The organism is Ornithinimicrobium cryptoxanthini, from assembly GCF_023923205.1.
Classification (GTDB): Bacteria; Actinomycetota; Actinomycetes; order Actinomycetales; family Dermatophilaceae; genus Ornithinicoccus; species Ornithinicoccus cryptoxanthini.
Genome location: NZ_CP099490.1, coordinates 828448 through 850820, shown reverse-complemented (window position 1 = coordinate 850820; position 22373 = coordinate 828448). Strand labels below are relative to the sequence as shown.

At 70.3% G+C, this 22373-nt stretch carries 22 protein-coding genes; 10 read left to right on the top strand and 12 right to left on the bottom strand.

Features of this window, described 5'->3' with window-relative positions:
* Positions 1-68 precede the first annotated feature (68 nt).
* Genes NF557_RS04055 through NF557_RS04040 form a run of 4 tightly spaced genes read right to left on the bottom strand, consistent with a single transcriptional unit; the run spans position 69 to position 3911 of the window.
* Positions 69-584 (bottom strand): flavin reductase family protein, encoded by a 516-nt coding sequence (locus NF557_RS04055; RefSeq protein WP_252621853.1) that lies wholly within the window; start codon positions 582-584, stop codon positions 69-71.
* A gap of 36 nt (positions 585-620) precedes the next feature.
* The gene (locus NF557_RS04050; RefSeq protein ID WP_252621851.1) at positions 621-1508 is read right to left on the bottom strand and encodes a PIG-L family deacetylase; all 888 of its coding nucleotides are present in this window, start codon (positions 1506-1508) and stop codon (positions 621-623) included.
* On the bottom strand, positions 1505-3406 hold the full coding sequence (gene typA / locus NF557_RS04045; protein ID WP_252621848.1) for a translational GTPase TypA: 1902 nt from the start codon (positions 3404-3406) through the stop codon (positions 1505-1507). The genes NF557_RS04050 and typA overlap by 4 nt, the downstream gene beginning before the upstream one ends.
* A gap of 31 nt (positions 3407-3437) precedes the next feature.
* Positions 3438-3911 carry a (deoxy)nucleoside triphosphate pyrophosphohydrolase gene (locus tag NF557_RS04040; protein ID WP_252621847.1) on the bottom strand — a complete coding sequence of 158 codons (474 nt, stop codon included), beginning with the start codon at positions 3909-3911 and terminating at the stop codon, positions 3438-3440.
* A gap of 155 nt (positions 3912-4066) precedes the next feature.
* On the opposite strand from NF557_RS04040, the gene NF557_RS04035 reads away from it, so the two are divergent.
* The 6 genes from NF557_RS04035 (at position 4067) to NF557_RS04010 (ending at position 10904) form a co-directional block, all read left to right on the top strand.
* Positions 4067-5791: an ABC transporter substrate-binding protein gene (locus NF557_RS04035; protein ID WP_252621845.1), complete on the top strand. Its 1725-nt coding sequence runs from the start codon at positions 4067-4069 to the stop codon at positions 5789-5791.
* A gap of 77 nt (positions 5792-5868) precedes the next feature.
* Complete coding sequence (locus NF557_RS04030; protein ID WP_252621843.1) at positions 5869-6879, top strand: ABC transporter permease; 1011 nt, start codon at positions 5869-5871, stop codon at positions 6877-6879.
* 19 nt (positions 6880-6898) lie between these two features.
* Positions 6899-7840 (top strand): ABC transporter permease, encoded by a 942-nt coding sequence (locus NF557_RS04025; protein ID WP_252623911.1) that lies wholly within the window; start codon positions 6899-6901, stop codon positions 7838-7840.
* Positions 7841-7850: 10 nt separating this feature from the next.
* The gene (locus NF557_RS04020) at positions 7851-8942 is read left to right on the top strand and encodes an ABC transporter ATP-binding protein (protein WP_252621841.1); all 1092 of its coding nucleotides are present in this window, start codon (positions 7851-7853) and stop codon (positions 8940-8942) included.
* Positions 8942-10126 carry an ABC transporter ATP-binding protein gene (locus tag NF557_RS04015; protein WP_252621839.1) on the top strand — a complete coding sequence of 395 codons (1185 nt, stop codon included), beginning with the start codon at positions 8942-8944 and terminating at the stop codon, positions 10124-10126. Before NF557_RS04020 ends, NF557_RS04015 begins: the two co-directional genes overlap by 1 nt.
* Positions 10127-10172: 46 nt before the next feature.
* Positions 10173-10904 carry a type 1 glutamine amidotransferase gene (locus NF557_RS04010; protein WP_252621837.1) on the top strand — a complete coding sequence of 244 codons (732 nt, stop codon included), beginning with the start codon at positions 10173-10175 and terminating at the stop codon, positions 10902-10904.
* Positions 10905-10981: 77 nt separating this feature from the next.
* Here NF557_RS04010 and NF557_RS04005 read toward each other — a convergent pair whose 3' ends face one another.
* From NF557_RS04005 to NF557_RS03995, 3 genes are all read right to left on the bottom strand, one after another.
* Positions 10982-11875: a universal stress protein gene (locus tag NF557_RS04005; protein ID WP_252621834.1), complete on the bottom strand. Its 894-nt coding sequence runs from the start codon at positions 11873-11875 to the stop codon at positions 10982-10984.
* 70 nt (positions 11876-11945) lie between these two features.
* On the bottom strand, positions 11946-12116 hold the full coding sequence (locus tag NF557_RS04000; protein WP_252621832.1) for a hypothetical protein: 171 nt from the start codon (positions 12114-12116) through the stop codon (positions 11946-11948).
* A 46-nt stretch (positions 12117-12162) separates the two neighbouring features.
* The gene (locus NF557_RS03995) at positions 12163-13119 is read right to left on the bottom strand and encodes a helix-turn-helix transcriptional regulator (protein ID WP_252621829.1); all 957 of its coding nucleotides are present in this window, start codon (positions 13117-13119) and stop codon (positions 12163-12165) included.
* 120 nt (positions 13120-13239) lie between these two features.
* Between NF557_RS03995 and cobT the strand changes: the two genes are divergently transcribed.
* The gene (gene cobT, locus NF557_RS03990; RefSeq protein ID WP_256855715.1) at positions 13240-14277 is read left to right on the top strand and encodes a nicotinate-nucleotide--dimethylbenzimidazole phosphoribosyltransferase; all 1038 of its coding nucleotides are present in this window, start codon (positions 13240-13242) and stop codon (positions 14275-14277) included.
* On the top strand, positions 14274-15032 hold the full coding sequence (locus tag NF557_RS03985) for an adenosylcobinamide-GDP ribazoletransferase (RefSeq protein WP_252621826.1): 759 nt from the start codon (positions 14274-14276) through the stop codon (positions 15030-15032). The genes cobT and NF557_RS03985 overlap by 4 nt, the downstream gene beginning before the upstream one ends.
* A gap of 61 nt (positions 15033-15093) precedes the next feature.
* On the opposite strand, the gene NF557_RS03980 is transcribed toward NF557_RS03985, so the two are convergent.
* Entirely contained in the window at positions 15094-15621 is a 528-nt protein-coding gene (locus tag NF557_RS03980; protein WP_252621824.1) for a bifunctional adenosylcobinamide kinase/adenosylcobinamide-phosphate guanylyltransferase, read from the bottom strand.
* Entirely contained in the window at positions 15618-16205 is a 588-nt protein-coding gene (locus NF557_RS03975; RefSeq protein ID WP_252621822.1) for a 2'-5' RNA ligase family protein, read from the bottom strand. Before NF557_RS03975 ends, NF557_RS03980 begins: the two co-directional genes overlap by 4 nt.
* A gap of 58 nt (positions 16206-16263) precedes the next feature.
* Here NF557_RS03975 and NF557_RS03970 point away from each other — a divergent pair, with 58 nt between their 5' ends.
* Entirely contained in the window at positions 16264-16884 is a 621-nt protein-coding gene (locus tag NF557_RS03970) for a GNAT family N-acetyltransferase (protein ID WP_252621820.1), read from the top strand.
* Entirely contained in the window at positions 16877-17887 is a 1011-nt protein-coding gene (gene glsA / locus NF557_RS03965; RefSeq protein ID WP_252621818.1) for a glutaminase A, read from the top strand. The genes NF557_RS03970 and glsA overlap by 8 nt, the downstream gene beginning before the upstream one ends.
* 26 nt (positions 17888-17913) lie before the next feature.
* Here the strand turns inward: glsA and NF557_RS03960 are convergent, their stop codons facing one another.
* Genes NF557_RS03960 through NF557_RS03950 form a run of 3 tightly spaced genes read right to left on the bottom strand, consistent with a single transcriptional unit; the run spans position 17914 to position 22354 of the window.
* On the bottom strand, positions 17914-18750 hold the full coding sequence (locus NF557_RS03960) for an SDR family NAD(P)-dependent oxidoreductase (RefSeq protein WP_252621816.1): 837 nt from the start codon (positions 18748-18750) through the stop codon (positions 17914-17916).
* Positions 18747-20861 (bottom strand): dehydrogenase, encoded by a 2115-nt coding sequence (locus tag NF557_RS03955; protein WP_252621813.1) that lies wholly within the window; start codon positions 20859-20861, stop codon positions 18747-18749. Before NF557_RS03955 ends, NF557_RS03960 begins: the two co-directional genes overlap by 4 nt.
* Entirely contained in the window at positions 20858-22354 is a 1497-nt protein-coding gene (locus tag NF557_RS03950) for a WS/DGAT domain-containing protein (RefSeq protein WP_252621810.1), read from the bottom strand. Before NF557_RS03950 ends, NF557_RS03955 begins: the two co-directional genes overlap by 4 nt.
* Positions 22355-22373 lie beyond the last annotated feature (19 nt).

Sequence of the window (22373 nt, the reverse complement as noted above, 5' to 3'; positions counted from 1 at the left end):
GCAGCGCGGGTGTGTCTCACCTCGCTGACCACCTCGCGATAGGAGGTCCACATCACCCCGAGGGTGGGTCAGTCCAGGTGGCCGTAGCGGCCGCGGAAGTGCACCAGGGCCGGGTCGACCCGCGGCGGCAGCTCGATGCCGACGACCTCACCGACGACCAGGCTGTGATCACCGGCCACGTGGACATCGGTGGTGCGGCACTCGAAGGCGGCCAGAGCGCCGTCGATGAGCGCGATGTTGGTGACCTGGCCCCGGTGGTGCGCCACCCGGTCGAGCTGACCGTGCAGGGGCCGACCGGGCGTGCTCAGCCAGGAGGCCGTCGCCCGGGCGTGATGACCCAGGACGCTGATGCCGAACACTCCGGACTCGAGCACCGCGTCGTGCCAGCGCGCGGCCCGCTCGACGCAGATGAGCAGCAGGACCGGGTCGAGCGAGACGCTGGTGATCGAGTTGGCGGTCATGGCGTGGTCGTGCTGACCGGCAAAGGTGGTCGCGACGGTCACTCCGGTGGCGAACCGGCCGATGGCGCGGCGATAGAGATCGGGGTCGACGGACGTCGGCTCGGCGGCGAACTCCTCAGCCACGCCAGCACCTCCCTGTCCCGTCTCCACCATCGTGCCTCACCCGATCGGCAGACCGGTCCCGGGGTCGAGCTCGGCATAGCCCTCGCGCCCGGCGAGTCGGGCCGCGATGCCGTTGGACAGTGCGAAGTAGGGCCCGTCGGGCACCTCGAAGACACTGACCTGGGTGGCGTGCCGGCGCAGGGCACGCACCTGGTGCGCGACGGCGTCGAGGTCCACGACCTCGTGAGTGACCCGGGCGTCGTCGACCACGGAGGGCGCGAAGGGGTCGTCGCCGTCCGGCACGGTGAGCCCTGCGCCGGCGGGCACGTGCTCGGCCAACCAGTCCCGGTCCTCCAGCACCCACGAGCGGGGGGTGAAGGCGGCGAACAGCCTGGGGCGCAGCCGCTCGGGCAACGAGGCGACCGCAGCCACCGTGACCCGGTGGGTCTGGATGTGGTCTGGGTGGCCGTAGCCGCCGTGGGCGTCGTAGGTCAGGACCAGGTCCGGGAGCAGTATGCCGAGTCGCTCGGCGAGCAGATCAGCCGCCTCCGCGACGGGCGCACCGGCGAAGGCGCGGGGGTGCTCCGCGGCCTGCGACCCGGCCATGCCGCTGTCCCGCCAGCGGGGCGTGGTCGTGCGGCTGGCGCCCACAGCGAGATAACTGTGCTCGACCCCGAGCTCGGCCATCGCGCGGTCCAACTCGCCGCGGCGGTGCGCTCCCAGCTCAGGGCTGCCCTCCAGGTGCGCGAGCTCGGCGGGGATGACCTCGCCCTCCTCCCCCAGGGTGGCCGTGATCACGTGCACCGTGTCGCCCCTGGCCACATGGTGCGCCAGAGCGACCCCGGTCGCGAGTGTCTCGTCATCGGGGTGGGCGTGCACCGCCACGACCCGCAGCGGTCGGTCCCCGCGTGGGCGGAGCGCCTCGGCCGGCGACGGGCGGGTCATCGGCGGGCGCGCGCCGCAGCCCGGGCCCGCAGCGAGTGGTCGAGCACGACCTTGCGGATGCGCACCGCCTCGGGGGTGACCTCCACGCACTCGTCCTCGCGGCAGAACTCGAGCGACTGCTCCAGGCTCAGTCGCCGCGGCGGGATGAGCCGCTCAAGGACGTCCGCACCGGCGGAGCGCACGTTAGTCAGCTTGCGCTCCTTGGTGATGTTGACGTCCATGTCGTCGGCGCGGGAGTTCTCGCCGACGACCATGCCCTCATAGACCTCGGTCGTGGGCTCGAGGAACATCGAGCCGCGCTCCTGCAGGTTGAACATGGCGTATGTCGTGGCCACCCCCGCCCGGTCGGAGACCAGCGAGCCGGTCTGCCGGGTGCGGATCTCGCCATACCAGGGCGCGTAGCCCTCGAAGACGTGGTTGGCGATGCCCGTCCCCCGGGTCTCGGTCATGAACTCGGTGCGGAAGCCGATCAGCCCACGGGCCGGCACGATGAACTCCATCCGGATCCAGCCCGTGCCGTGGTTGGTCATCTGCTCCATGCGCCCCTTGCGGCTGGCCAGCACCTGCGTGATGGCGCCGAGGTGCTCCTCGGGCGCGTCGATGGTCAGCCGCTCGATCGGCTCGTGCAGCTTGCCGTCGATCTCGCGGGTGACCACCTGGGGCTTGCCGACCGTCAGCTCATAACCCTCCCGGCGCATCTGCTCCACCAGGATGGCGAGCGCCAGCTCACCTCGGCCCTGGACCTCCCACGCGTCAGGGCGCTCCGTCGGGAGCACCCGCAGCGACACGTTGCCGACCAGCTCCTTGTCCAGGCGGTCCTTGACCAGTCGGGCGGTGACCTTAGCCCCCTTCACCCGCCCTGCGAGCGGTGAGGTGTTGGTGCCGATCGTCATGCTGATCGCCGGCTCGTCCACCGTGATCAGCGGCAGGGGGCGGGGGTCGTCAACGTCGGCGAGGGTCTCTCCGATGGTGATCTCCGGGATGCCGGCGATCGCGATGATGTCGCCGGGACCGGCCTCGGTGGCCGGCACGCGCTCCAGTGCCTCGGTCAGCAGCAGCTCGGTGATCTTGACCTTCTGGATCGTGCCGTCGCTGCGGCACCAGGCCGCCTGCTGGCCCTTGGTGATGGTGCCGTTGTGGACGCGGCACAGCGCCAGGCGCCCCAGGAAGGGTGAGGAGTCCAGGTTCGTCACGTGCGCCTGCAGCGGCATCTCCGGGTCATAGGTCGGCGCGGGGACGGTCGCCAGGATCGTGCGGAACAACGGCTCGAGGTCCTCGTTGTCCGGCAGGGCGCCGTCCGCCGGCTGGGTCAGGCTGGCCCGGCCGTTCTTGGCGGAGGCATAGACGATCGGGAACTCCAGGCCGGCAGCGCCCTCCTCGGCGTCGTCGAGCAGGTCCATGAACAGCTCATAAACCTCTTCAGTGACCGGCTCGATGCGCGCGTCGGGCCGGTCGACCTTGTTGATGCACAGGATCACCGGCTTGCGCGCGGCCAGGGCCTTGCGCAGCACGAAGCGGGTCTGCGGCAACGGCCCCTCCGAGGCGTCCACCAGCAGGACCACGCCGTCGACCATGGACAGGCCACGCTCGACCTCGCCACCGAAGTCGGCGTGACCCGGGGTGTCGATGATGTTGATGGTGACGCCGTCGGCGACGTCGAGCTCCTGGGCCGCCGCGCCGCGGTAGTGCACGGCCGTGTTCTTGGCCAGGATCGTGATGCCCTTCTCGCGCTCCAGGTCACCGCTGTCCATGAACCGCTCGACGGCGTGCGACTCGGCGTCGTGCCCGGTGAAAGCGCCCGCCTGCCAGAGCATGGCGTCAACCATCGTGGTCTTGCCGTGGTCGACGTGGGCAATGATGGCCACGTTGCGGATGTCGTCGCGAGTCTGGAGAGGCATAGGGACGATTTTCTCATCCCGCAGGGGCTGCTCAGGACAGTGCGAACAGATCGGCTCGGATCGCGGCCACCATCGGGGCGTTGCTGACCAGCCAGGACACGGTGTCCAACTCGGGCTCGGACAGCCATCGCAGCAGGTCATGATCCTGCAGCGGCTGAGGCTCACCCAGCGGGACGGCCCACCACAGGGCGAGCGTGAAGTCGGCGACCTGCAGCGGCCACCGCCCGTCCAGCGGGCCCGGGACCGGACTGCCGAGGCGTATGCCGACGCCCAGCTCCTCCTGCACCTCGCGGTGCAGGGCGCTCACCGGCTCCTCACCCGGCTCGACCTTGCCTCCCGGGAACTCCCAGCCGCCAGCTAGCGCCGCCGGAGCCGACCGCCGGGCCGCGAGCAGCCGGGTCGGGTGGCTCAGGTCGTCCACCAGGGCCGCGGCCACCACGAGCCTCTCCAGGTTGCCGACCGGTGCTCTGCTGTCGGTGCCGCTGCCTCCGCCCGTTGTGCTCACATCTGCAGCCTAGGCGCCCTGCACCTCGGGCATTTGGTCAAGGTTCGGCATCGATCCGGCCGGTCTGCTTCCGTCACAGGCCCCAGAGGATTACCTTGAGCCACATTGTGATCCGTCGCCCGGTCTTCCGGTCGCCGGCCTTAAGAGGAGGCAGAATGACAATCCGCAAGATGGCGGCCGTCGTCGCCGGGACCGCCGCTATGGCACTGGTCCTGACGTCGTGCGCCGAGTCCGACCGAGACGACGGGGACAACGGTGGCGACAACGCCGCCGGAGACAACGCCGATGGCACCGATTCGACCGCTGGCGGTGACGACGGCGACGCAGCCGCATCGGACGCCACGTTCATCTTCGGTGCTGCTGGCGCCCCGGCGACCTTCGACCCGTTCTATGCCAGTGATGGCGAGACGTTCCGCATCAGCCGACAGATCTATCAGAACCTCATCGGCATCGAGCCCGGTGGGACCAACGGCGTCCCGGAGCTGGCCACCGACTGGTCCAGCGACGATGGCCTGACCTGGACCTTCACCCTCCAGGAGGGCGTGACGTTCCACGACGGCACCGACTTCAACGCCGAGGCCGTCTGCTACAACATGGACCGCTGGCAGGACCAGAACGAGGTCGGTCAGTCACCGGCGATGGCCTACTACTACGGCAACGACTTCGGCTTCGGCGACGGCTCGCTCTACGAGTCCTGCACCGCCGTGGACGAGACCACGGCCGAGGTCGTGGTGAGCCGGGTCACCGGCAAGTTCCCGATGGTGCTGTCGCAGTCGTCCTACGCCATGCAGTCGCCGACGGCGCTGGAAGAGTTCAACGCCAACGACGTGCAGGCCCAGGGTGACGCCTTCGTCTTCCCGGAGTACGACAAGAACCCGACCGGCACCGGCCCGTTCATGTTTGAGGCCTATGACAACGCCGGCGGCACGGTCACCCTGGTCCGCAACGACGACTACTGGGGTGAGGAGAAGGCCGGTGTGGCCAACCTCGTCTTCAAGATCGTCCCCGACGAGAACGCCCGCCGTCAGGAGCTCGAGGCCGGCACGATCCACGGCTACGACCTGCCCAACCCGGTCGACTGGCAGGCGCTGGAGGACTCGGGCAACCAGGTCGAGATCCGCGACCCGTTCAACATCCTCTACGTGGGCCTGAACCCGATCGCGGACCCGCAGCTGGCGGACCCGCTGGTGCGCCAGGCGCTCTACCACGCGCTGAACCGTGACCAGTTCGTCGCGACGCAGCTGCCGGAGGGCGCCAGCGTGGCCACGCAGTTCATGCCCAACACGGTCAGCGGCTACGACGACACGATCGAGGCCTACGAGTACGACGTGGAGAAGGCCAAGGACCTGCTCGAGCAGGCCGGCAAGTCTGACCTCACGATCGAGCTGTGGTACCCCTCCGAGGTGACCCGCCCCTACATGCCGGACCCCCAGCGCGTCTACGACGCGGTGAAGACCGACTGGGAGGCCGCGGGCATCACCGTCGAGACCGTCACCAAGCCCTGGGCTGGTGGCTACATCGACGGTGCCCAGACCAACCAGGCTCCGGCCTACTTCCTGGGCTGGACCGGCGACCTCAACTCGGCCGACAACTTCCTGTGCGCCTTCTTCTGCGGCGACGAGAACGCGTTCGGCACCAGTGAGTACGACTGGCAGGGTGAGCTCCAGGAGTCCCTGACCGCGGCCGACGGTGAGCCCGACGAGGCAGCTCGCGAGCAGCTCTACAAGGATCTGAACACCAAGATCATGAGCCCCGAGTGGCTGCCCGGTCTCCCGCTCTCGCACAGCCCGCCGGCCATCGTGGTTGGTCCCAACGTGCAGGGGCTCGTCGCGAGCCCGCTGACCGCTGAGGACTTCTCGACGGTCACCATCTCCGAGTGATCCTTCGGGCCCCGTCCTCCCTGGTCGACTGACCGGGGAGGACGGGGCCCGTCGCCCGCCGCCGTCAGGAGACTTCCGTGCTCAGGTTCATCGTCCGTCGCAGCCTGCAGGCTGTGCTGGCGCTCTTTGTGCTCAGCATCCTGCTCTTTGCCTGGCTCCGCTCTCTGCCCGGAGGCGTGATCAGCGCGCTGCTCGGCGAGCGCGCCACCCCAGAGTCCACGGCTGCCCTGCGCGCCCAGCTCGGGCTCGACGACCCCTTGCCGGTGCAGTACTGGAAGTTCCTGGAGCGCGCGCTGCAGGGTGACTTCGGCATCTCCAACGGCGTCTACCGCGGTGAGCCCGCCTGGGACGTCTTCATCCAGCGCCTCCCGGCCACCATCGAGCTCAGCTTCTTCGCGATGCTCATCGCCCTGACCCTGGCCATCCCACTGGGCTACATCGCCGCCCGGCGCAAGGGCGGCTTCCTCGACACCGGGAGCGTGATCTTCTCCCTTGTCGGTGTCGCGGTGCCGGTGTTCTTCCTGGCCTACGTCTTCAAATACGTCTTCGCCGTGCAGCTGGGCTGGTTGCCACCCTCGGGTCGGTCCAGCGTCGGCATCAACGCCACGCACATCACCAACATGTATGTCCTCGACGGGATCCTGACCCGGGAGTGGGACGCCGCCCTGGATGCTCTCAAGCACCTGGTGCTCCCCGCCTTCGCGCTGGCCTCGATCCCGTTTGCCATCGTCTTTCGCATCACCCGGGCCGCGGTCATCGACGTGCTCGAGGAGGACTACGTGCGCACCGCTCGCGCCAAGGGGTTGACCCCGCGCACCATCCGGGTGCGCCACATCATGCGCAACGCCCTGATCCCCGTGGTCACTATTATCGGCCTGCAGATCGGTGCGCTCCTGGCCGGCGCCATCCTGACGGAGAAGGTCTTTGCCTTCCAGGGCATCGGGCAGGCGCTCGCCATCGGGTTCGAGCGCCGGGACTACCCCGTGCTGCAGGTGCTCATCATGATGGCCGCGCTGATCTACATCCTCGTCAACCTGCTGGTCGACATCGCCTACGCCGTCATCGACCCGCGCGTCCGGACCAAGTGAGGAGCTGCGCATGACCTCCATGACCAAGCCGGGCGACCGCAAGAAGGCCCGCATCGACGCGCTGGCCGAGGCCGGCACGCTCTCCGACGAGGAGGGTGTGAGCCTGTGGCAGAGCGCGTGGCTGCGGCTGCGCCGTGACCCTGTCTTCCTGGCCGGCGCCATCATCGTGACGGCGTTCGTGATCCTGGCGATCATCGCGCCGTGGATCGCTCCGCACGACCCGGCGGCCCGGCTGCTCATTGAGCAGCGCAGCACCCAGAACCCGATCCCCGGACCCCAGCCCGGCTTCCCGCTGGGCGCCGACGACGCAGGACGGGACATGTTCTCCCGCCTGCTCGTGGGCGCGCGCCAGACCCTCATCGTCGGCGTGCTCGCCACCCTCGGCGGACTCACCGGCGGCGTGATCCTCGGCACCATCGCCGGCGGCATCGGCGGTTGGGCCGACACGGTGGTGATGCGCATCGTCGACGTGATGCTCTCCATCCCCTCGCTGCTGATGGCCTTCTCGCTGGCGGCGATGTTTGCCCGGCCCAGCCAGTGGACGGTGATCATCGCCATCGCGGTGATCCAGATCCCGGTCTTCGCCAGACTGCTGCGCGGCTCGATGATGAGCCAGCGGCACAGTGACCACGTGCTGGCCGCCCGCTCGCTCGGGGTGCGACCGGCCCCGATCGTGTTCCGCCACATGCTGCCCAACTCGATCGGCCCGGTCATCGTCCAGGCCACGCTCATGCTTGCCATCGCCATCATCGACGCTGCGGCCCTATCCTTCCTAGGCCTCGGCAACCCCGACGACACGCAGCCGGAGTGGGGCCAGATGCTGGGCCGCGCCCAGCAGTACTTCAACACCCACCCAGAAGTGGCCGTCTATCCCGCCGTAGCCATCATCATCGTCGCGCTCGGCTTCACCCTGATGGGCGAGTCGCTGCGCGAGGCCCTCGATCCCAAGTCCCGTCGCTGAGGAGGACGTGATGACCGCTCAGCCCACCACCACCACCTCGACCAGCAGGTCCGACAGCGAGCCTCTGCTCGCCGTGCGGGACCTGACCGTCACCTTCGGCAAGGGCCGCAAGGCCTTCCGCGCCGTGGACGGCGTCAGCTTTGACGTCGCCGCGGGACAGACCGTGGGTCTGGTCGGCGAGTCCGGGTGCGGCAAGTCCGTCACGTCGCTGGCGATCATGGGCCTGCTGCCGGCCCGGGGCAACACCGTCACCGGCAGCGCCAGGTTTGCCGGCGAGGACCTGCTCACCATGCCCGGAGACCAGCTGCGCGACCGGCGCGGCCGGGACGTCGCCATGATCTTCCAGGACCCGCTGTCCTCGCTCAACCCGGTCGTGCCCCTCGGCGTCCAGGTCGCCGAGGTGATCCAGCGGCACAAGAACGCCAAGAAGGCGGAGGCGACGGAGGGCGCGCGGGTGATGCTGGACAAGGTCGGGATCCCCGACCCGGGCCGGCGGCTGAAGGACTATCCCCACCAGCTCTCGGGCGGCATGCGACAGCGTGCCCTCATCGCGATGGCGCTGGCCTGCGAGCCCCGGCTGCTGATCGCCGACGAACCGACCACGGCTCTCGATGTCACGATCCAGGCCCAGATCCTGACGCTGCTCAAGGAGCTGGTGCAGGACTCCGGCACCGCGCTGATCATGATCACCCACGACCTGGGCGTGGTGGCGGGGCTGTGTGACGAGGTCAATGTCCTGTATGCCGGACGCATCGTCGAGCGCGCGGAGCGGCACGACCTGTTCGGCCGTCCACGGCACCCCTACACCGGAGGGCTGCTCGCCTCCATCCCCCGTCTGCACGAGGAGCGGCGCCGGTTGACGCCGGTGCCTGGCTCAGTCGCCGACAACATCCCCTGGACCAGCGCCTGCGCGTTCGCGCCGCGCTGCTCCTCGGAGATCGCGGTGTGCCGCGAGGTCACCCCTGAGCTCGTGCCGGACGACGAGCACGGGTCCCCCGGGCGGCTGTTGCGCTGCCACAACCCGCTCACTGGTGGCCCGTCAGATGCAGCGGCCGAGGCGTCCGAGGCGTCGGCCGAGTCCCCCACCGACGAGGAGTCCTGATGAGCAGCCCGGCAGACCGTGTCGAGAGCGCCCCCGTCGAGGACTCGGTCGTGATTGAAGACATCAGCGAGGGTGACATCCTGCTCGACGCCCAGGGGGTCAAGGTCCATTTCCCCATCAAGAAAGGCGTCATCATCGACCGCACGGTCGGCCACGTCTATGCCGTCGACGGGATCGACCTGCAGATCCGCCGCGGCGAGACCTATGGCCTGGTGGGTGAGTCCGGCTGTGGCAAGTCCACGCTCGGTCGCGCGCTCCTGCAGCTCGAGGAGATGACCGAGGGCAGCGTCTTCTTCGGCGGCGTCGACCTCGCCTCGCTCAAGGGCGAGACCCTGCGCAAGCAGCGTCGTCACATGCAGATGGTCTTCCAGGACCCGCTGGGCAGCCTCGACCCCCGTCAGACCGTCGAGCAGCTGCTGCTGGAGGGGATGCGCGCCCACGGCCTGACCAAGGGCATCGACGCGCGGGCTCGGCTGATCGAGCTACTCACGGCGGTCGGCCTGCCCAGGACGGCGCTCAGCAAATACCCCCACGAGTTCTCCGGTGGTCAGCGCCAACGTGTCGGCATCGCCCGCGCCCTGTCCGTCGACCCGGCCCTCATCGTCGCCGACGAGCCGGTCAGCGCACTGGATGTCTCCGTCCAGGCTCAGGTCATCAACCTGCTGGCCGATCTGCAGGAGGAGTTCGGGCTGACCTTCCTCGTCATCGCCCACGACCTCGCCGTGGTGCGACACATCAGCGACCGGGTGGGGGTGATGTATCTGGGTGCCCTTGTCGAGGAGGCCGACGCAGACGACCTCTATGCCGAGCCGCTGCACCCCTACACCCGCGCCCTCATGTCGGCGGTCCCGGTCCCCGACCCGACGATCGAGGACAGCCGGGAGCGCATCCTGCTCTCGGGTGACCTGCCCAGTCCCGCCAACCCTCCGGCAGGCTGCCGCTTCCACACCCGGTGCCCGTGGCGCCAGCCCGAGCGCTGCGACACCGAGCGACCCGAGCTGCGGGTCGTCCAGATCGATGGCGTTCCGGCCTCGCAGCGGGTGGCGTGCCACTACGCCGAGCAGATCGCCAGCGGAGAGCTGCAACCGCACGAGGTCGCGACGGTCGCCACAGATCCGTCCGATCAGGAGTCCGACCGTGATGACAGCTTCTTCGGTCCCGCCTCGGTGACCGAGATCGGCTGACAACGGCGGCAGCGCGCGTCGCCCGCGGGTGAGTTAGATTGCCCGCATGAAGCCCACTGTGCTCGTGGTGCAGCACGAGGACAACTGTCCGACAGGTTGGTTCGGTGACTGGCTGACCGCAGCAGGTCTTGAGCTGGACGTCCTTGAGGCGCACCGCGGTCGGGCCCTGCCCGCCTCACTCGGAGACCATGCGGGCCTGCTGGTCCTGGGCGGCGAGATGGGGGCCAACGACGACAGCACTACGCGGTGGCTGGCCCCGACCCGTGCCCTCATCGCCACCGTGGCTGCCGGTGGCGACCCGTTCCTCGGCATCTGCCTCGGGCACCAGCTGGCCGCGGTCGCCCTGGGCGGCCGCGTCGAGCCCAACCCGCACGGACACGGACAGGGACTCACCGCCTTCGGCCCGACCCCGGCGGCGGCGAGCGACCCCCTGCTGTCGGTGATCCCGGCCGGAGCGATCGCCGTGCAGTGGAACAACGACGTGGTCACCGCCCTGCCCGCCGGCGCCACCTTGCTGGCCACCTCGCCGGACGGGACGGTGCAGGCCGCACGCTTTGGTCCACGGGCGTGGGGCGTGCAGTTCCACCCTGAGGCAACCCCCGCGAACTTCCGCAGCTGGACCACGGACAAGCCGTCAGCGGCCGCCCCCCGAGCCGACGGCATCGACATCTTTGCCGTAGCCGATGCCGTTGAGGCCGCCCGCCACGAACTGCGCCGGGCGTGGGAACCCCTGGCCAGGCGGTGGGCGCGCGTCGTCACGCAGTCCGCCCGCCCCTAACCTCTTCTTGGGTGGCTCGGTCGCGTCAGAGCCATTCCTGGGGTGCGTTGGACCGCCCCACCATGTCCAGGGGGACCTCAGCTCCGGCTGGCCTTCGCGATGATCACCGGACACTTGGAGCCGCGCAGCACACGCTGGCTGACCGAGCCGAGGAGCTTGCCCGCGAAGCCACCCAGACCCCGGCTGCCGATCACCAGCAGGTCGGCCCGCTCCGACAGCTCCACCAGGCTGCGGACCGCCTGACCGTGGACGACCGAGACCTCGATCTCGACGTCCGGGTAGTCCCGTCGCGCGCTGGTCAGCGCGCGCTCGACGAGAGCCGTCTGCCGGTCCTTGATCACGGCATACTGCTCCGGGTCGGACTCGGTGACCACGAAGCCGTCCACGACCTCAAGACCCCAGGTATTCACCGCGATGACCCTGGCCCCGCGGATCCTGGCCTCCCGGCAGGCGATCCGTGCCGCCACCGCGCTGTCCGAGCTGCCGTCGACCGCCACCGCGACCAGGCCGTGCTGCTCGGCAGGCTCTCCTGACGTCGGGGGCACGACGACCACGGGGCTGGTGGCGTGCATCGCCACGCCCAGCGAGGTTGAGCCGAGGATCAGCTCTGAGAGTGCGTTGCGGTGGCCGGTCCCGACGACCAGCAACGAGTGCTCCTGGTGGCTCAGCAACGCCTGGACGGCGTCACCCACCACCTCGACCACCTCCAGCTGCAGGTCGGGGTGGAGTGCCTGCGCCGTCTCCCTGGCCTCGGTCAGGCTCGACAGGGCGCTGGTGTTCTCACGCAGGACGTCGATCGTGGTGCTGTCCTCGGCGCTGACCTCACCGCCGGGCAGCCCTGCCACGTCGTCGGCGGCGTGCACCAGCTTCAGCGGCACCTCGTGCAGCACGGCTGCCTCCGCCGCCCAACGCACCGCGCCCGAACTGGTGCCGGGCACGTCAACCCCCACCACGACGAATCCCTTGCTCATCTGGTCACCTCCGTGTGCGCCCACCTCGAAGGTCCAGTATGTCGCACCGAAACCCGGTGCGACACGGCCGCTAGCCAGGTTGTGGTGGGCCGGTCCGCTCGGCCACCGACCTGAGCACGCAGAAGACGTTGCCCTCCGGGTCGGCCAGCGTGACCCAACCGCTGCCCTCTTCCTTCCACCAGGTCGAGAGGCCGTAGGCATCGGTGCAGTCGACGCTGGTGTGCGAGATGCGTGAGGTCATGCGACCAGCCTGTCGTGCACCGGTCCGGCCGGCAACCGCGTTCGGCTCAGTCCTGCGCGGCAGCCACCATCCGCTCCCCCACCTCACGCACCGCGGCCCGCAGTTCGGGGCCGCCGACGACGCGGAACGGGACGGGCAGGCAGAGCACGCGCTCGGCATACGCCGCTGGGTTGCTGGTGCTGCCGGTCAGGCGCGTCGTCTGCTCGTCGATCGCCTCGAGCCGGCCGGCGACCGGTCCCAAGAACCGCTGACACAGCTCGAGCGGTCCGTGGACCACGACCTCGGTGGGGTGCTCCCACCCAGCACCGAGGTGCTGCTCCAGGTCAGTGACCGGGTCAAGGTGCGCGGGCGGCTCGAAGCTCTCCGCGCCAGGGGTCGCGCTGGTCACCCGGTCCACCCGATAGGTGCGCACGACATCGCGGTCTACGACCCGACACAGCAGATACCACCGCCCGTGTCGCACCACGACCGCCCACGGTTCGACCACCGTGGACCACTGCGTCCCCGACTCCGAGCAGTAGGCCAGCTCGACGACACTGTGGTCGGCGCAGGCGCGGACGAGGGTCGCCGTGATCGCCGGGTCGGGCCGCGCGGCGCCCCGGTCTGGCGCGGAGGCAGCGGTGCGACGCACCGTCTCCGCCTGTGCCGCCACGCTCTCCGGAAGGGCCCGCAGGATCTTGCCGAGGGCGGAGCCGACCGTGTCCGCCGGGTCAGCGGCTGGGTGATGACCGTCGAGGACCGCCATCACCAGGCTGAGTGCCTCACCGGGACTGAAGGTCAACGGTGGCAGCCGGAGACCGCGGCCGAGCCGGTAGCCGCCACCAGGTCCGCTCGTGGACAGGATCGGGATGTCGGCCTCGCGCAGGATGGCGACATAGCGACGAGCGGCCCGAGGCGTGACCCCGAGTCGGTCCGCGAGCCGGTCCGCCGTGATGCCCGGCTGCGCCTGGATCAGCTCCAGCGCGAGCAGGGCGCGAGCGGTGGGGCTGACCTCAGAGCGCATCGTGTCCTCCGGTCCTGCCGTTGATCGTCCGAGAACGACCCTACGCCGGGCGGGCCCACCCCGTCCCGGTCAGACCGCTTACGCTGGGGCGTCCCCGCGCGCCGCAGCCAGGAGTCCGTCATCACCGGCATCACCGCACCCTCAGCCACTGTCCACGAGCAGGCCACCCGGCGGCTGGCGGCGCTGGCCACCCCGCCCGGAGCCCTGGGCCGCCTCGGCGAGATCGCCGTCTGGATCAGCGCCGCGCAGGGGACCATGCCCCCACGACCGCTGACCAACGTGCGGCTGGTGATCTTTGCCGGGGACCACGGGGTCGCCCGGCACGGTGTCTCCGCCTTCCCGCCGGAGATCACCGGCGCCATGGTCCGCGTCTTGCTCGGTGGGCGGGCAGGGGTCAGCGCCCTGGCCAGGACCGCCGGGGTGCACGTCCGCGTGCTGGACCTGGCCTGCGCTGACGAGTTCGCCGAGCTCGGCGCCGACGCGCGGGATCGCCTGCAGCAGTTCAAGGTCCGGCGCGGCAGCGCACCGATCCACCTGACGGACGCCCTGACCGAGGAGGAGTTCCAGGCCTCCTATCGCGCCGGGGAGACCGTTGCGCTCGAGGAGATCGAGGCCGGGGCTGACCTGCTGATCAGCGGTGACATGGGCATCGGCAACACCACCGCGGCGGCCGCCCTGGTGGGAGCCGTCCTCGGGCTTCCGGCCGCAGCAGTCGTGGGTCGTGGCACCGGGGTCGACGACGCGGCGCTGGCCCACAAGACCGAGCTGGTCGACCAGGCGCTGGCTCGCGTCGGGGCGCGGTCGGCCGACCCTGTCGAGGCCCTGACCGCGCTGGGCAGCGCCGACCTCGTCGCCGCGAGCGCTTTCCTGCTCACAGCGGCCCGCTCCGGCGTCCCGGCGCTGCTCGACGGCCTGATGGGCGTCACCTGCGGCCTGCTGGCCGACCGGTTGGCGCCTGGCTCTGCCGCGTGGTTCGTGGCCGGGCACCGCTCCCCCGAGCCCGCCCAGACCCTCGCCCTGGAGGCCCTGGGGCTCTCCCCGCTGCTGGAGCTCGACATGCGGCTCGGTGAGGGCTCCGGTGCCGTGGCCGCAGTGCCGTTGTTGCACAGTGCGATCGCCCTCCTGCGGGACGTGGCCCTCCTGGAGGACCTGGGATGAGGCTGCGCGACGGCTGGCGGTTGGCGGTGGGGACGCTGACCCGCATCCCGGTGCGACCGCCCGAGGTGATCGACCGCGCCAGCGCGGGGGTGGCGATGCTGGCCGCGCCCGTGGCCGCCCTCCCGTTGGCCGTTGGAGTCGGGCTGCTGGTCTGGGCCGGTCAGCACGGGGTCGTGTCGCCCCTGGCCGTGGGTCTGCTGGCCGTGGGGCTGCTCGCCTGGGGGACCCGGATGCTGCACCTGGACGGGCTGTCGGACACGGTCGACGGCCTCACGGCCTCGACCGACCGCGTCCGATCGCTGGAGGTGATGCGCTCCGGCACCGCAGGCCCCTCAGGGGTCGTCGCCCTGGTCGTGGTGATCGGCCTGCAGGCCGTGTGTCTGACGGCCCTGGTCGGTCATCGGCTCGGCCCGCTCGTAGCCGCCGCGGTCGTCGTGGCCTCGCGCAGCGCACTGGCCATCGCCTGTGCGCGAGGGGTCCCGGCCGCCCGACCCGACGGGCTCGGCGCCACGGTGGCGGGCTCGGTCCACCCGGTCGCCGCGAGCCTCGCCTGGCTGGTCACCGCGGCCCTGGTGTGGGCCGCGACCCTGAACGCTGGTCCCGACCTGGGTGGGCTGCTCGCCCCGGCCCTGGCCGCGCTGGCCGTCGCAGGGTTCCTGTGGGTCGCCGTGCGCCGGGTGGGTGGGGTGACCGGTGACGTCCTCGGTGCCTGCGTCGAGGTCGCGCTGACGGTGCTGCTGCTCAGCGTCGCCTGACGCCCGCGTCGAGGTGTCGCCCAGCGGGCTGCCCCGGTGCCGGGTCAGCAGACCGCGCAGCTCACAGGACGAGCACCCGGCCCGCGATCACCAGGTGGATCTCGTCGCAGACTGCGGCGACCTCCCGATTCACCTCACCCAGCAGGTCACGGAAGAGGCGGCCAGACCGGTGTGCCGGCACCACCCCGAGCCCGACCTCGTTGGTGACCAGCACCACCGGTTGGGGCCGGTCCAGCTGCGCGACAAGCTCACGGGTCGCCTCGCGCACCACGGCGGTGACGTCGTCAGCCGGCGCCTCCCACAGCGCCTGCTGGTCGATCGTGCGGGTCAGCCAGGTGCCGAGACAGTCCACGAGAACTGCGTCCTCGCTGCGCGCGAGTGCCCCCGCGATGTCGACGGTCTCCACCGTGGTCCAGGTGCTCGGGCGCCGCTGCCGGTGGGCCGCCAGGCGCCGGGCCCAGTCCGGGTCCGGCTCCTGCGTCTCGTCCGGTCCAGGAGCCACATAGGTGACCGTCGGCTGGCTCTGCAGCAGGCTCTCGGCATGGTAGGACTTGCCGGAGCGGACGCCGCCGGTCACCAGGATCCTCATGACCTGTCTCCTGTCGTCGCGCCACCGAGTGGCCACGCGCCCTTGACGTGGCAGTGCCCAGCCTGCCACCACTGCAGCTGCACCCGGTCCGCGCGACAGGTGACGGGGATGCGATCGCCGAGCAGGTCACGCACGTGCGCCTCATCGACACCCGGCCCGACCGCGTCGAGGGTGAGGTGTGGCGTCACTCCGGCAAAGGCACCGGCGTATGGCGGATGGTCCGGGAAAGCATCCCACGCTTGTTTGGTGAGTGCCTGGAACGGCGCGGCAGGGTCGGGGACCAGGTGGATGATGCCGTTGGGGAACACCCCGGTCGCGGCCAGCAGGTAGTCGAACGGCTCGGCTGCGGCCGCGATGCGGGCGATCATGGCCAGGTCCTCTGCGCGAGGCTCGCGCACCCAGGGCCCGAGCACCGTCACGTGCGCCTGCCCGAAGTGCGGGTCCTCGGCCAGGTAGGCCTCGTCATACAGCACCGTCCGCTGGCGGACGAAGTCGTCGAGGGCTGGCACCGGGACCGCCAGGACGGTGTGGCCGTGGTCCACGTGCCCGACAGACGGGCTGTCGGGACTCGGGGTGGTGCGCACCCGCTGATTGTGCCTGCAGACCACACCTGGCGTGCCGGCCGGGTCCTACGATCAGAGCATGTCCGGGCCATCCCCTCTCGTGATCCGTCCCGCCAACGAGGCCGGTTGCGAGGACCTGCAGCAGGTCTTTGGCACGCGCGGTCAGGCGGCCCGGTGCCAGTGCCAGCGCTACCGGCTCCGGCCGCGGGAGACCTTCGCCACGCAGCCCGTGGAGGAGCGGATCGCACGGTTGCAGGACCAGACCGGCTGCGGTGACCCATGCGCCAGCGAGACCAGCGGACTCGTCGCCTATCTGGACGCGGAGCCGGTCGGGTGGTGCGCGGTGGCGCCCCGGCCGCACCTCCCCGGCCTGCGACACAGCCAGGTGCCGTGGCAGGGGCGGGACGAGGACCGCGAGGACGCGACGGTCTGGGCGATCACCTGCGTGTTCGCGCGGGCCCACTTCCGCAGGCAGGGCATCAGCAGGGCGCTCATCCTGGAGGCGGCGCAGTTCGCCCGCAGCCGCGGGGCCGCTGCGGTGGAGGCCTATCCGATGACCAGGGCCGCGATCTCCGAGGAGCTGCACGTGGGGACCCTCACCAGCTTCCTGGAGGCCGGGTTCACCGAGCTCGGCCGCCCCACCGCGCGCCGGGCGGTCGTGCGGCTCGACTTCCCTTCCCTATCCTCGAGGCATGCCTGAATCTCTTGCTGACTATCTGAGCCGCACGCTCGACGCCGTCCGGGACGCCACCGGTGGCGAGGTCTTTGACGTGCCCAGGGCGTTGGCCACCGCAGACCCGGAGCTGCTCGCGGCCGCCGTCTGCTCGGTCGAGGGAGAGGTGCACACTGCCGGTGACGCGGACCATGAGTTCACCATCCAGTCCGTCTCCAAGTCCTTCGTCTATGCCCTCGCCCTGGAGCAGCACGGCGTCGACAAGGTGCTGGAGCACGTCGACGTCGAACCCTCCGGAGAGGCCTACAACGTCATCTCGGTCGAGCCGGAGTCCAACCGGCCCCGCAACCCGATGATCAACGCCGGGGCCCTGACCACGCACGCCCTGGTCAACGGACCCGGCGCCGACGCCGAGGAGCGGCTCGAGACGATCCTCGAGTGCTTCTCGGTGATGGCCGGACACCAGCTGCACGTCGATGAGGAGGCAGCCCGTGACGAGCTCGCCCAGGCTGACCGCAACCGTGCGATCGCCTACATGCTGCGGGCCGAGGGTGTCATGCCCGACCAGGCGGAGGACGTCGTGCGCGGCTACACCCGCCAGTGCTCGATCCTGGTCAGCGCCCGCGACCTGGCGGTCATGGCCGCGACCCTGGCCAACGGGGGCGTCCAGCCGGTGACCGGTGAGCGGGTCCACAGCCTCGAGTCGGCCAGGCAGACGTTGAGCGTGATGACCACCTGCGGGATGTATGACTCCGCTGGTGACTGGATGTCGGAGGTGGGGATCCCCGCCAAGAGCGGCGTGGCGGGCTCCATCATGGGTGCGCTGCCAGGGCGGGCCGGGCTCGCGGCATACTCACCGCGCCTGGACCGACACGGCGCCAGCGTCCGCGGCCAGCTGGCGTTCGAGCACCTCAGCGACGAGCTGGGACTGCACCTGCTCGACGACCCGCGGCGCAAGGAGGCACGGTGGGAGCAGCTCAAGGAGCAGGATCCTGAGCCGGCCCCGGAGGGGCACGAGGCCCGCGCCTGACCGTCCGTGCCGGGACGAGCGGTCACTCAGTCCTCCGGCACTGCGCGCCCGGTGAAGTCCTCCATCGTGCGATAGACGCCGATGACATGGTCGGCGATGAAGTCGCGCACACCGACCGGGAGCACGCCCTTGAGCATCTCGCTGAGCAGCACGGTCCGGGGCAGGACCACGAACGGGCTGCCGACGAGCATCCCGGTCCAGGCCTCGTCCACGACCTCGTCGGGGTCGAGGATCGGCAGGAGCGGGGCGGACCTCGCCCCGTCGAACATCCCGGTCCGGACATAGTAGGGACACACCGTGGTCACCCTGACGTGGTCGTGCCCCGCCTGCTTGAGCTCAAGCCGCACCGAGTCCGACCAGCCGGTGAGCGCCCACTTCGAGGCGGCATAGACGGACATGCGCGGGTTGGGTGTGAACCCGGCGGCCGAGGAGATGTTGAGCAGACGGGTCTCGCCGGGCGCCCCGATCATGCTCCCGAGGAAGGCGTGGGCGACAAACATCGGGGCCAGCGTGTTGACCGCGATCGTCGCCCGGGTGTCGCGCTCCGGGTCGGTCTCCCAGAAGTAGGCGTTGCCGCGCACGATCCCCGCGTTGTTGACCAGGACGTCCAAATGGCCGAGGTCGTCGAGGACGTCGGCCGCCGTCGCCGCGACCTCGTCCGGGTCGCTGATGTCCACGACATAGCCGGTCACGGCGCACGGGCCGTCGGCGAGCTCGCCCAGGGTGTGGTTGAGCGCCTTCTCGTTGATGTCCCAGAGGACGACGGCGGCTGCCTCCTCGGCGATGGCCCGCTCGGCGAAGAGCCGGCCCATCCCCATCGCGGCCCCGGTGACCAGGACGTGCTTGCCCTTGACTGACCTCATGGTGTCTCCTCCAGGATGTGATCCTCGGCGGCTGCGGCGCGGGCAAGAACGGCCGCGGACCGCACCGCCTCGAAGTCCTCGTCGGTGTAGGGCCCGTTGACACCGGAGATGGTGGCCAGTTTCATGCCGTGCCTCAACCCGAGCTGATAGATCTCCTTGACCTTCTCCCACTCGATGTTCCGGCCGACAGTGAAGCTCTCGTAGCGGCCCTCGAGAGCGAGCACGATCGTCTCGGCGAGGCAGGCATAGGCGACCCCGTCCGGGAGCCCGATGTTGCGCATCCGCACGTCGCCGGGCAGCTCCACCTCACCGGACTCGACCACGAGGACGTCGGGGCGCAGGGCGACGTCCTCGGCCGAGAGGTCCAGCGGTCGCGCCACGTCAGTGATGACACAGCCGGGCTTGACCTTCATGATGTCGAGCACCTTGTGCCCGGCCGCCGAGGTCGCGGTGACGATGACGTCCATGTCTGCCAGAGCCGCTGACGGGTCGGTCGCGACGTGGATGGTCGCCCGAGGGCTCTCGCGCTCGATCTCCTCCTTGAGCTGCAGCAGCTTGGCCGTCTCGGGCGAGACGAGCCAGACCTCGTCGGCGGCGAGCGCGAGCAGTCGCGCGCAGACCGACCCGATAGCGCCCGACGCGCCCACGACCATGGCCCTGCCGCGGATGGCGCCGTCGTCGTCGACGTCGGCGAGGTCGAGCCGTCGCACCGCCTCGTGCGCCGCCCACAGGGCTCCAGAGGCGCTGTAGCTGTTGCCCGTCGTCACCGGGAGCCTCGCCTGCCTGGCCACCGTCACCCCGGCGTCGCCGACGACCTTGGTGAAGGCCCCCAACCCCATGATCTGGGCACCGAGCCGGCGGGAGAGCTCAGCGGCGGCGAGCAGCCGGGAGTAGGTGAACTCCGGCGGGTGGGCGAGCATCTCCTTGGGAGTGCCGCCCACGGTGATGAGCCACCCCTCGGCCTCGTCGCCGGTTGAAGAGACGATGCCGGTCACGTGGCTGTAGACGAAGGGCGGCAGATAGGCCACCGACTTCTCGATGACCCGACCCATCCCCGGGACGCTCCAGACCGCGCCCAGCGCGCCGACCTCCTTGAAGTACTCCGTCGACAGGGGGTGGATGACGAACGCGAACCTGCTCTTGCGCCGTTCGCCCCGGGGCCACAGCAGCCGGGGTTGCAGACCGGCCTCCTGGATGAACGTGGCCGCGTCGTCGGTCGTGACCTCCCGGCCGCGTGGCAGGGTCGCGGCGATCATGGCCTCGAACAGGGCCGGCACGACGACGAGGTCGAACGGTTGCGGCGTGGTGTCCACAACCAGGTCCGCGCCCAGGTCAGCCAGGGTGTCCAGCCGGTCCTGCGAGACGGCACTGGTGATGACGGCCTTGCCCCTCAGGTCCGGCAGCCCGAAGCGCACGAGTTCGGAGAAGGAGCCGATGATGACGTCCGCGTCGGCTGCAGCGTGCTTGGCGATGCGGTGGCTCAGCCAGCCGGTGGGCCCGGAGACCCGGTCCTTGAGTATGCCGGGGGTCAGTCGCCAGGCCACCTCACCGGCCGCGGCGGCCGTGGTCGTGACCGGGTCGGTCTTGGCGGAGCTGGGGAGCTGGAGCCCATGATGTGCCTCATCGAAGATGATGTTGTCGGTGAACTCCCGCAGGACCGCGACCGTGCGCTCCCGGGTCGTGTCCCCGACAACGACGACCCTGGCGTTGGTGAGGTAGCCCGGTAGCTGCGCCTGCAACCGGCGGATGGCCCACTCCTGGAACACGTCGGCCAGGACGGAGTCGTCCCGGACCGGGACGCGGGTGGTCGTGCCCCTGACCCGCCGCAGGTCATCAATGGTGCCGGTGAGGTGGCCAGCTGCCCGAGCCTCCCTGATGCCGCTCACCGCGATGGCGTCGGCGCTCAGGGACCAGCGCCAGACGTGGTCCTCGGCCGCCTCGGCGTCGCCGCTGGTCCCCACCCGCACGAGCCGGTAGTCACGCCCGCCCAGGGACACGTGCTCGTCGTAGTCCCACTCGTCGCCCTGGAAGGTGACGTTGACGACGAGGGTGTGATCCCGACTGCTCGCGCCGGCCCTGCTGGTCGTGCTCTCCGCCTGTGGGGTGGTCATCGCGTTACGTCCTCTCCGATCGCGTCGACCGGTTCGGCCAGACCGGTCAGGTGTCGCTTGATGAGCTCGACGAGGTGCCACGGGTCCGGGACCATCCGGGCGTCCGTGGCGACGCCCACGCTGACCGTGCCGGCATAGCTGAACAGGCAGATGCCGAGAGGCTGGTCCCCGGTCGTGGGCACCCAGCCCAGGATCGAGCGGACCCCCGCACTGCCCATGCTCAGCTGAACCCGTGGGCCGGGGACGTTGCTGAGCTGGCCGATCGTCTTCCCCGAGAAGAAGTCGGTCAGCCGACGGGCGACAGTGACCGGTGTCTCGGCGATCGCGCGCTGGAAGCCGAAGGCCACGAGAGGTTCGGCCGAGTGCTTGAGCCGTGAGGTGCGTTCGTGCACCTCACGCACGAGGGTCCTCGGGTCACGGATCCCCAGCGGCATCGCGAGCATGACCACCACGAAGTGGTTGCCGAGGCGTGGCGGCAGGGTGCTGTCGATGGGTTGCAGCGAGACGGGCATCATCCAGGAGAGCTCCTGCACGTGCTCCACACCACGTCCGGCGAGGTAGTCGGTCAGTGCGAGCGAGACCGCCGCGATGAGCAGGTCGTTGAGCGTGCCACCGTGGTCGCGAGCGGCCTTCTTGAGTCCGTCAAGAGGCACACCGTCGATCCAGGCGACCGACTTCTCGACACCCGGCGTCCCGCTCCAGGCCGCCGCGTCGGACCCGTCGGACAGGAGCATGCGGGCCAGTTCTCGCCAGGAGTTGGTCAGCTCGTTGTCGAGCGAGGCGATCCCGGTGAGGGCATCCATGAGCCGCACGGGGTGCCGAGCCACGGACAGCGCGTCACCGACGTGGTGCGCGAGCTGCAGCGGGTTCGTCGTGAACAGCAGGGTGCGACCGGCCCGGGTCGCGACCCGGCCAGCCTGGCCGACATAGTCCACCGTGCCCGCGACGGAGTCCTCGACGGCCTGGGCCACCCGCTCAAGCGGGTGCCGGTGCTCGCCGGTGGTGCGCCCCACCGTGCGGGGCAGCGCCCCGTCGACCGGGTCGCACACCCCGATCATCAGCTGGACCAGCCGGATCCCGTCGCCGAGACCGTGGTGGAACCGGCCATAGACATAGCCGCCCTGTCCCGCGTCGGGAGGACCGGACAGCAGCTGCATCTCCCAGAGGGGTCGGGTCTGGTCGAAGGGCCGGGAGAACTCGCGTGACACATGCGCTCTCAGCGCCTCCTCGCTCCCGTCCTCAAGCACCACCCGACGGACGTGCTGGCGGATGTCGAAGTCGTCGTCGTCCTCCCAGAACCAGGCGCCGTCGCGCTGCACCGGCACCTGGGACAGCGTGCGATACCGACGCACCATGCGTCCCATGACCAGGTCGACGACGACCTCGAAGTCGGGCAGCTCGTCAAAGCCGACGAGACCGTTGACGTGCATCAGATTGTGGGGCCGGTCCATGAGCAGCCAGGTGAGGTCCTGTGCTGCTATCCGCCTCGCCATGCTGCTCTACCTCCAACGC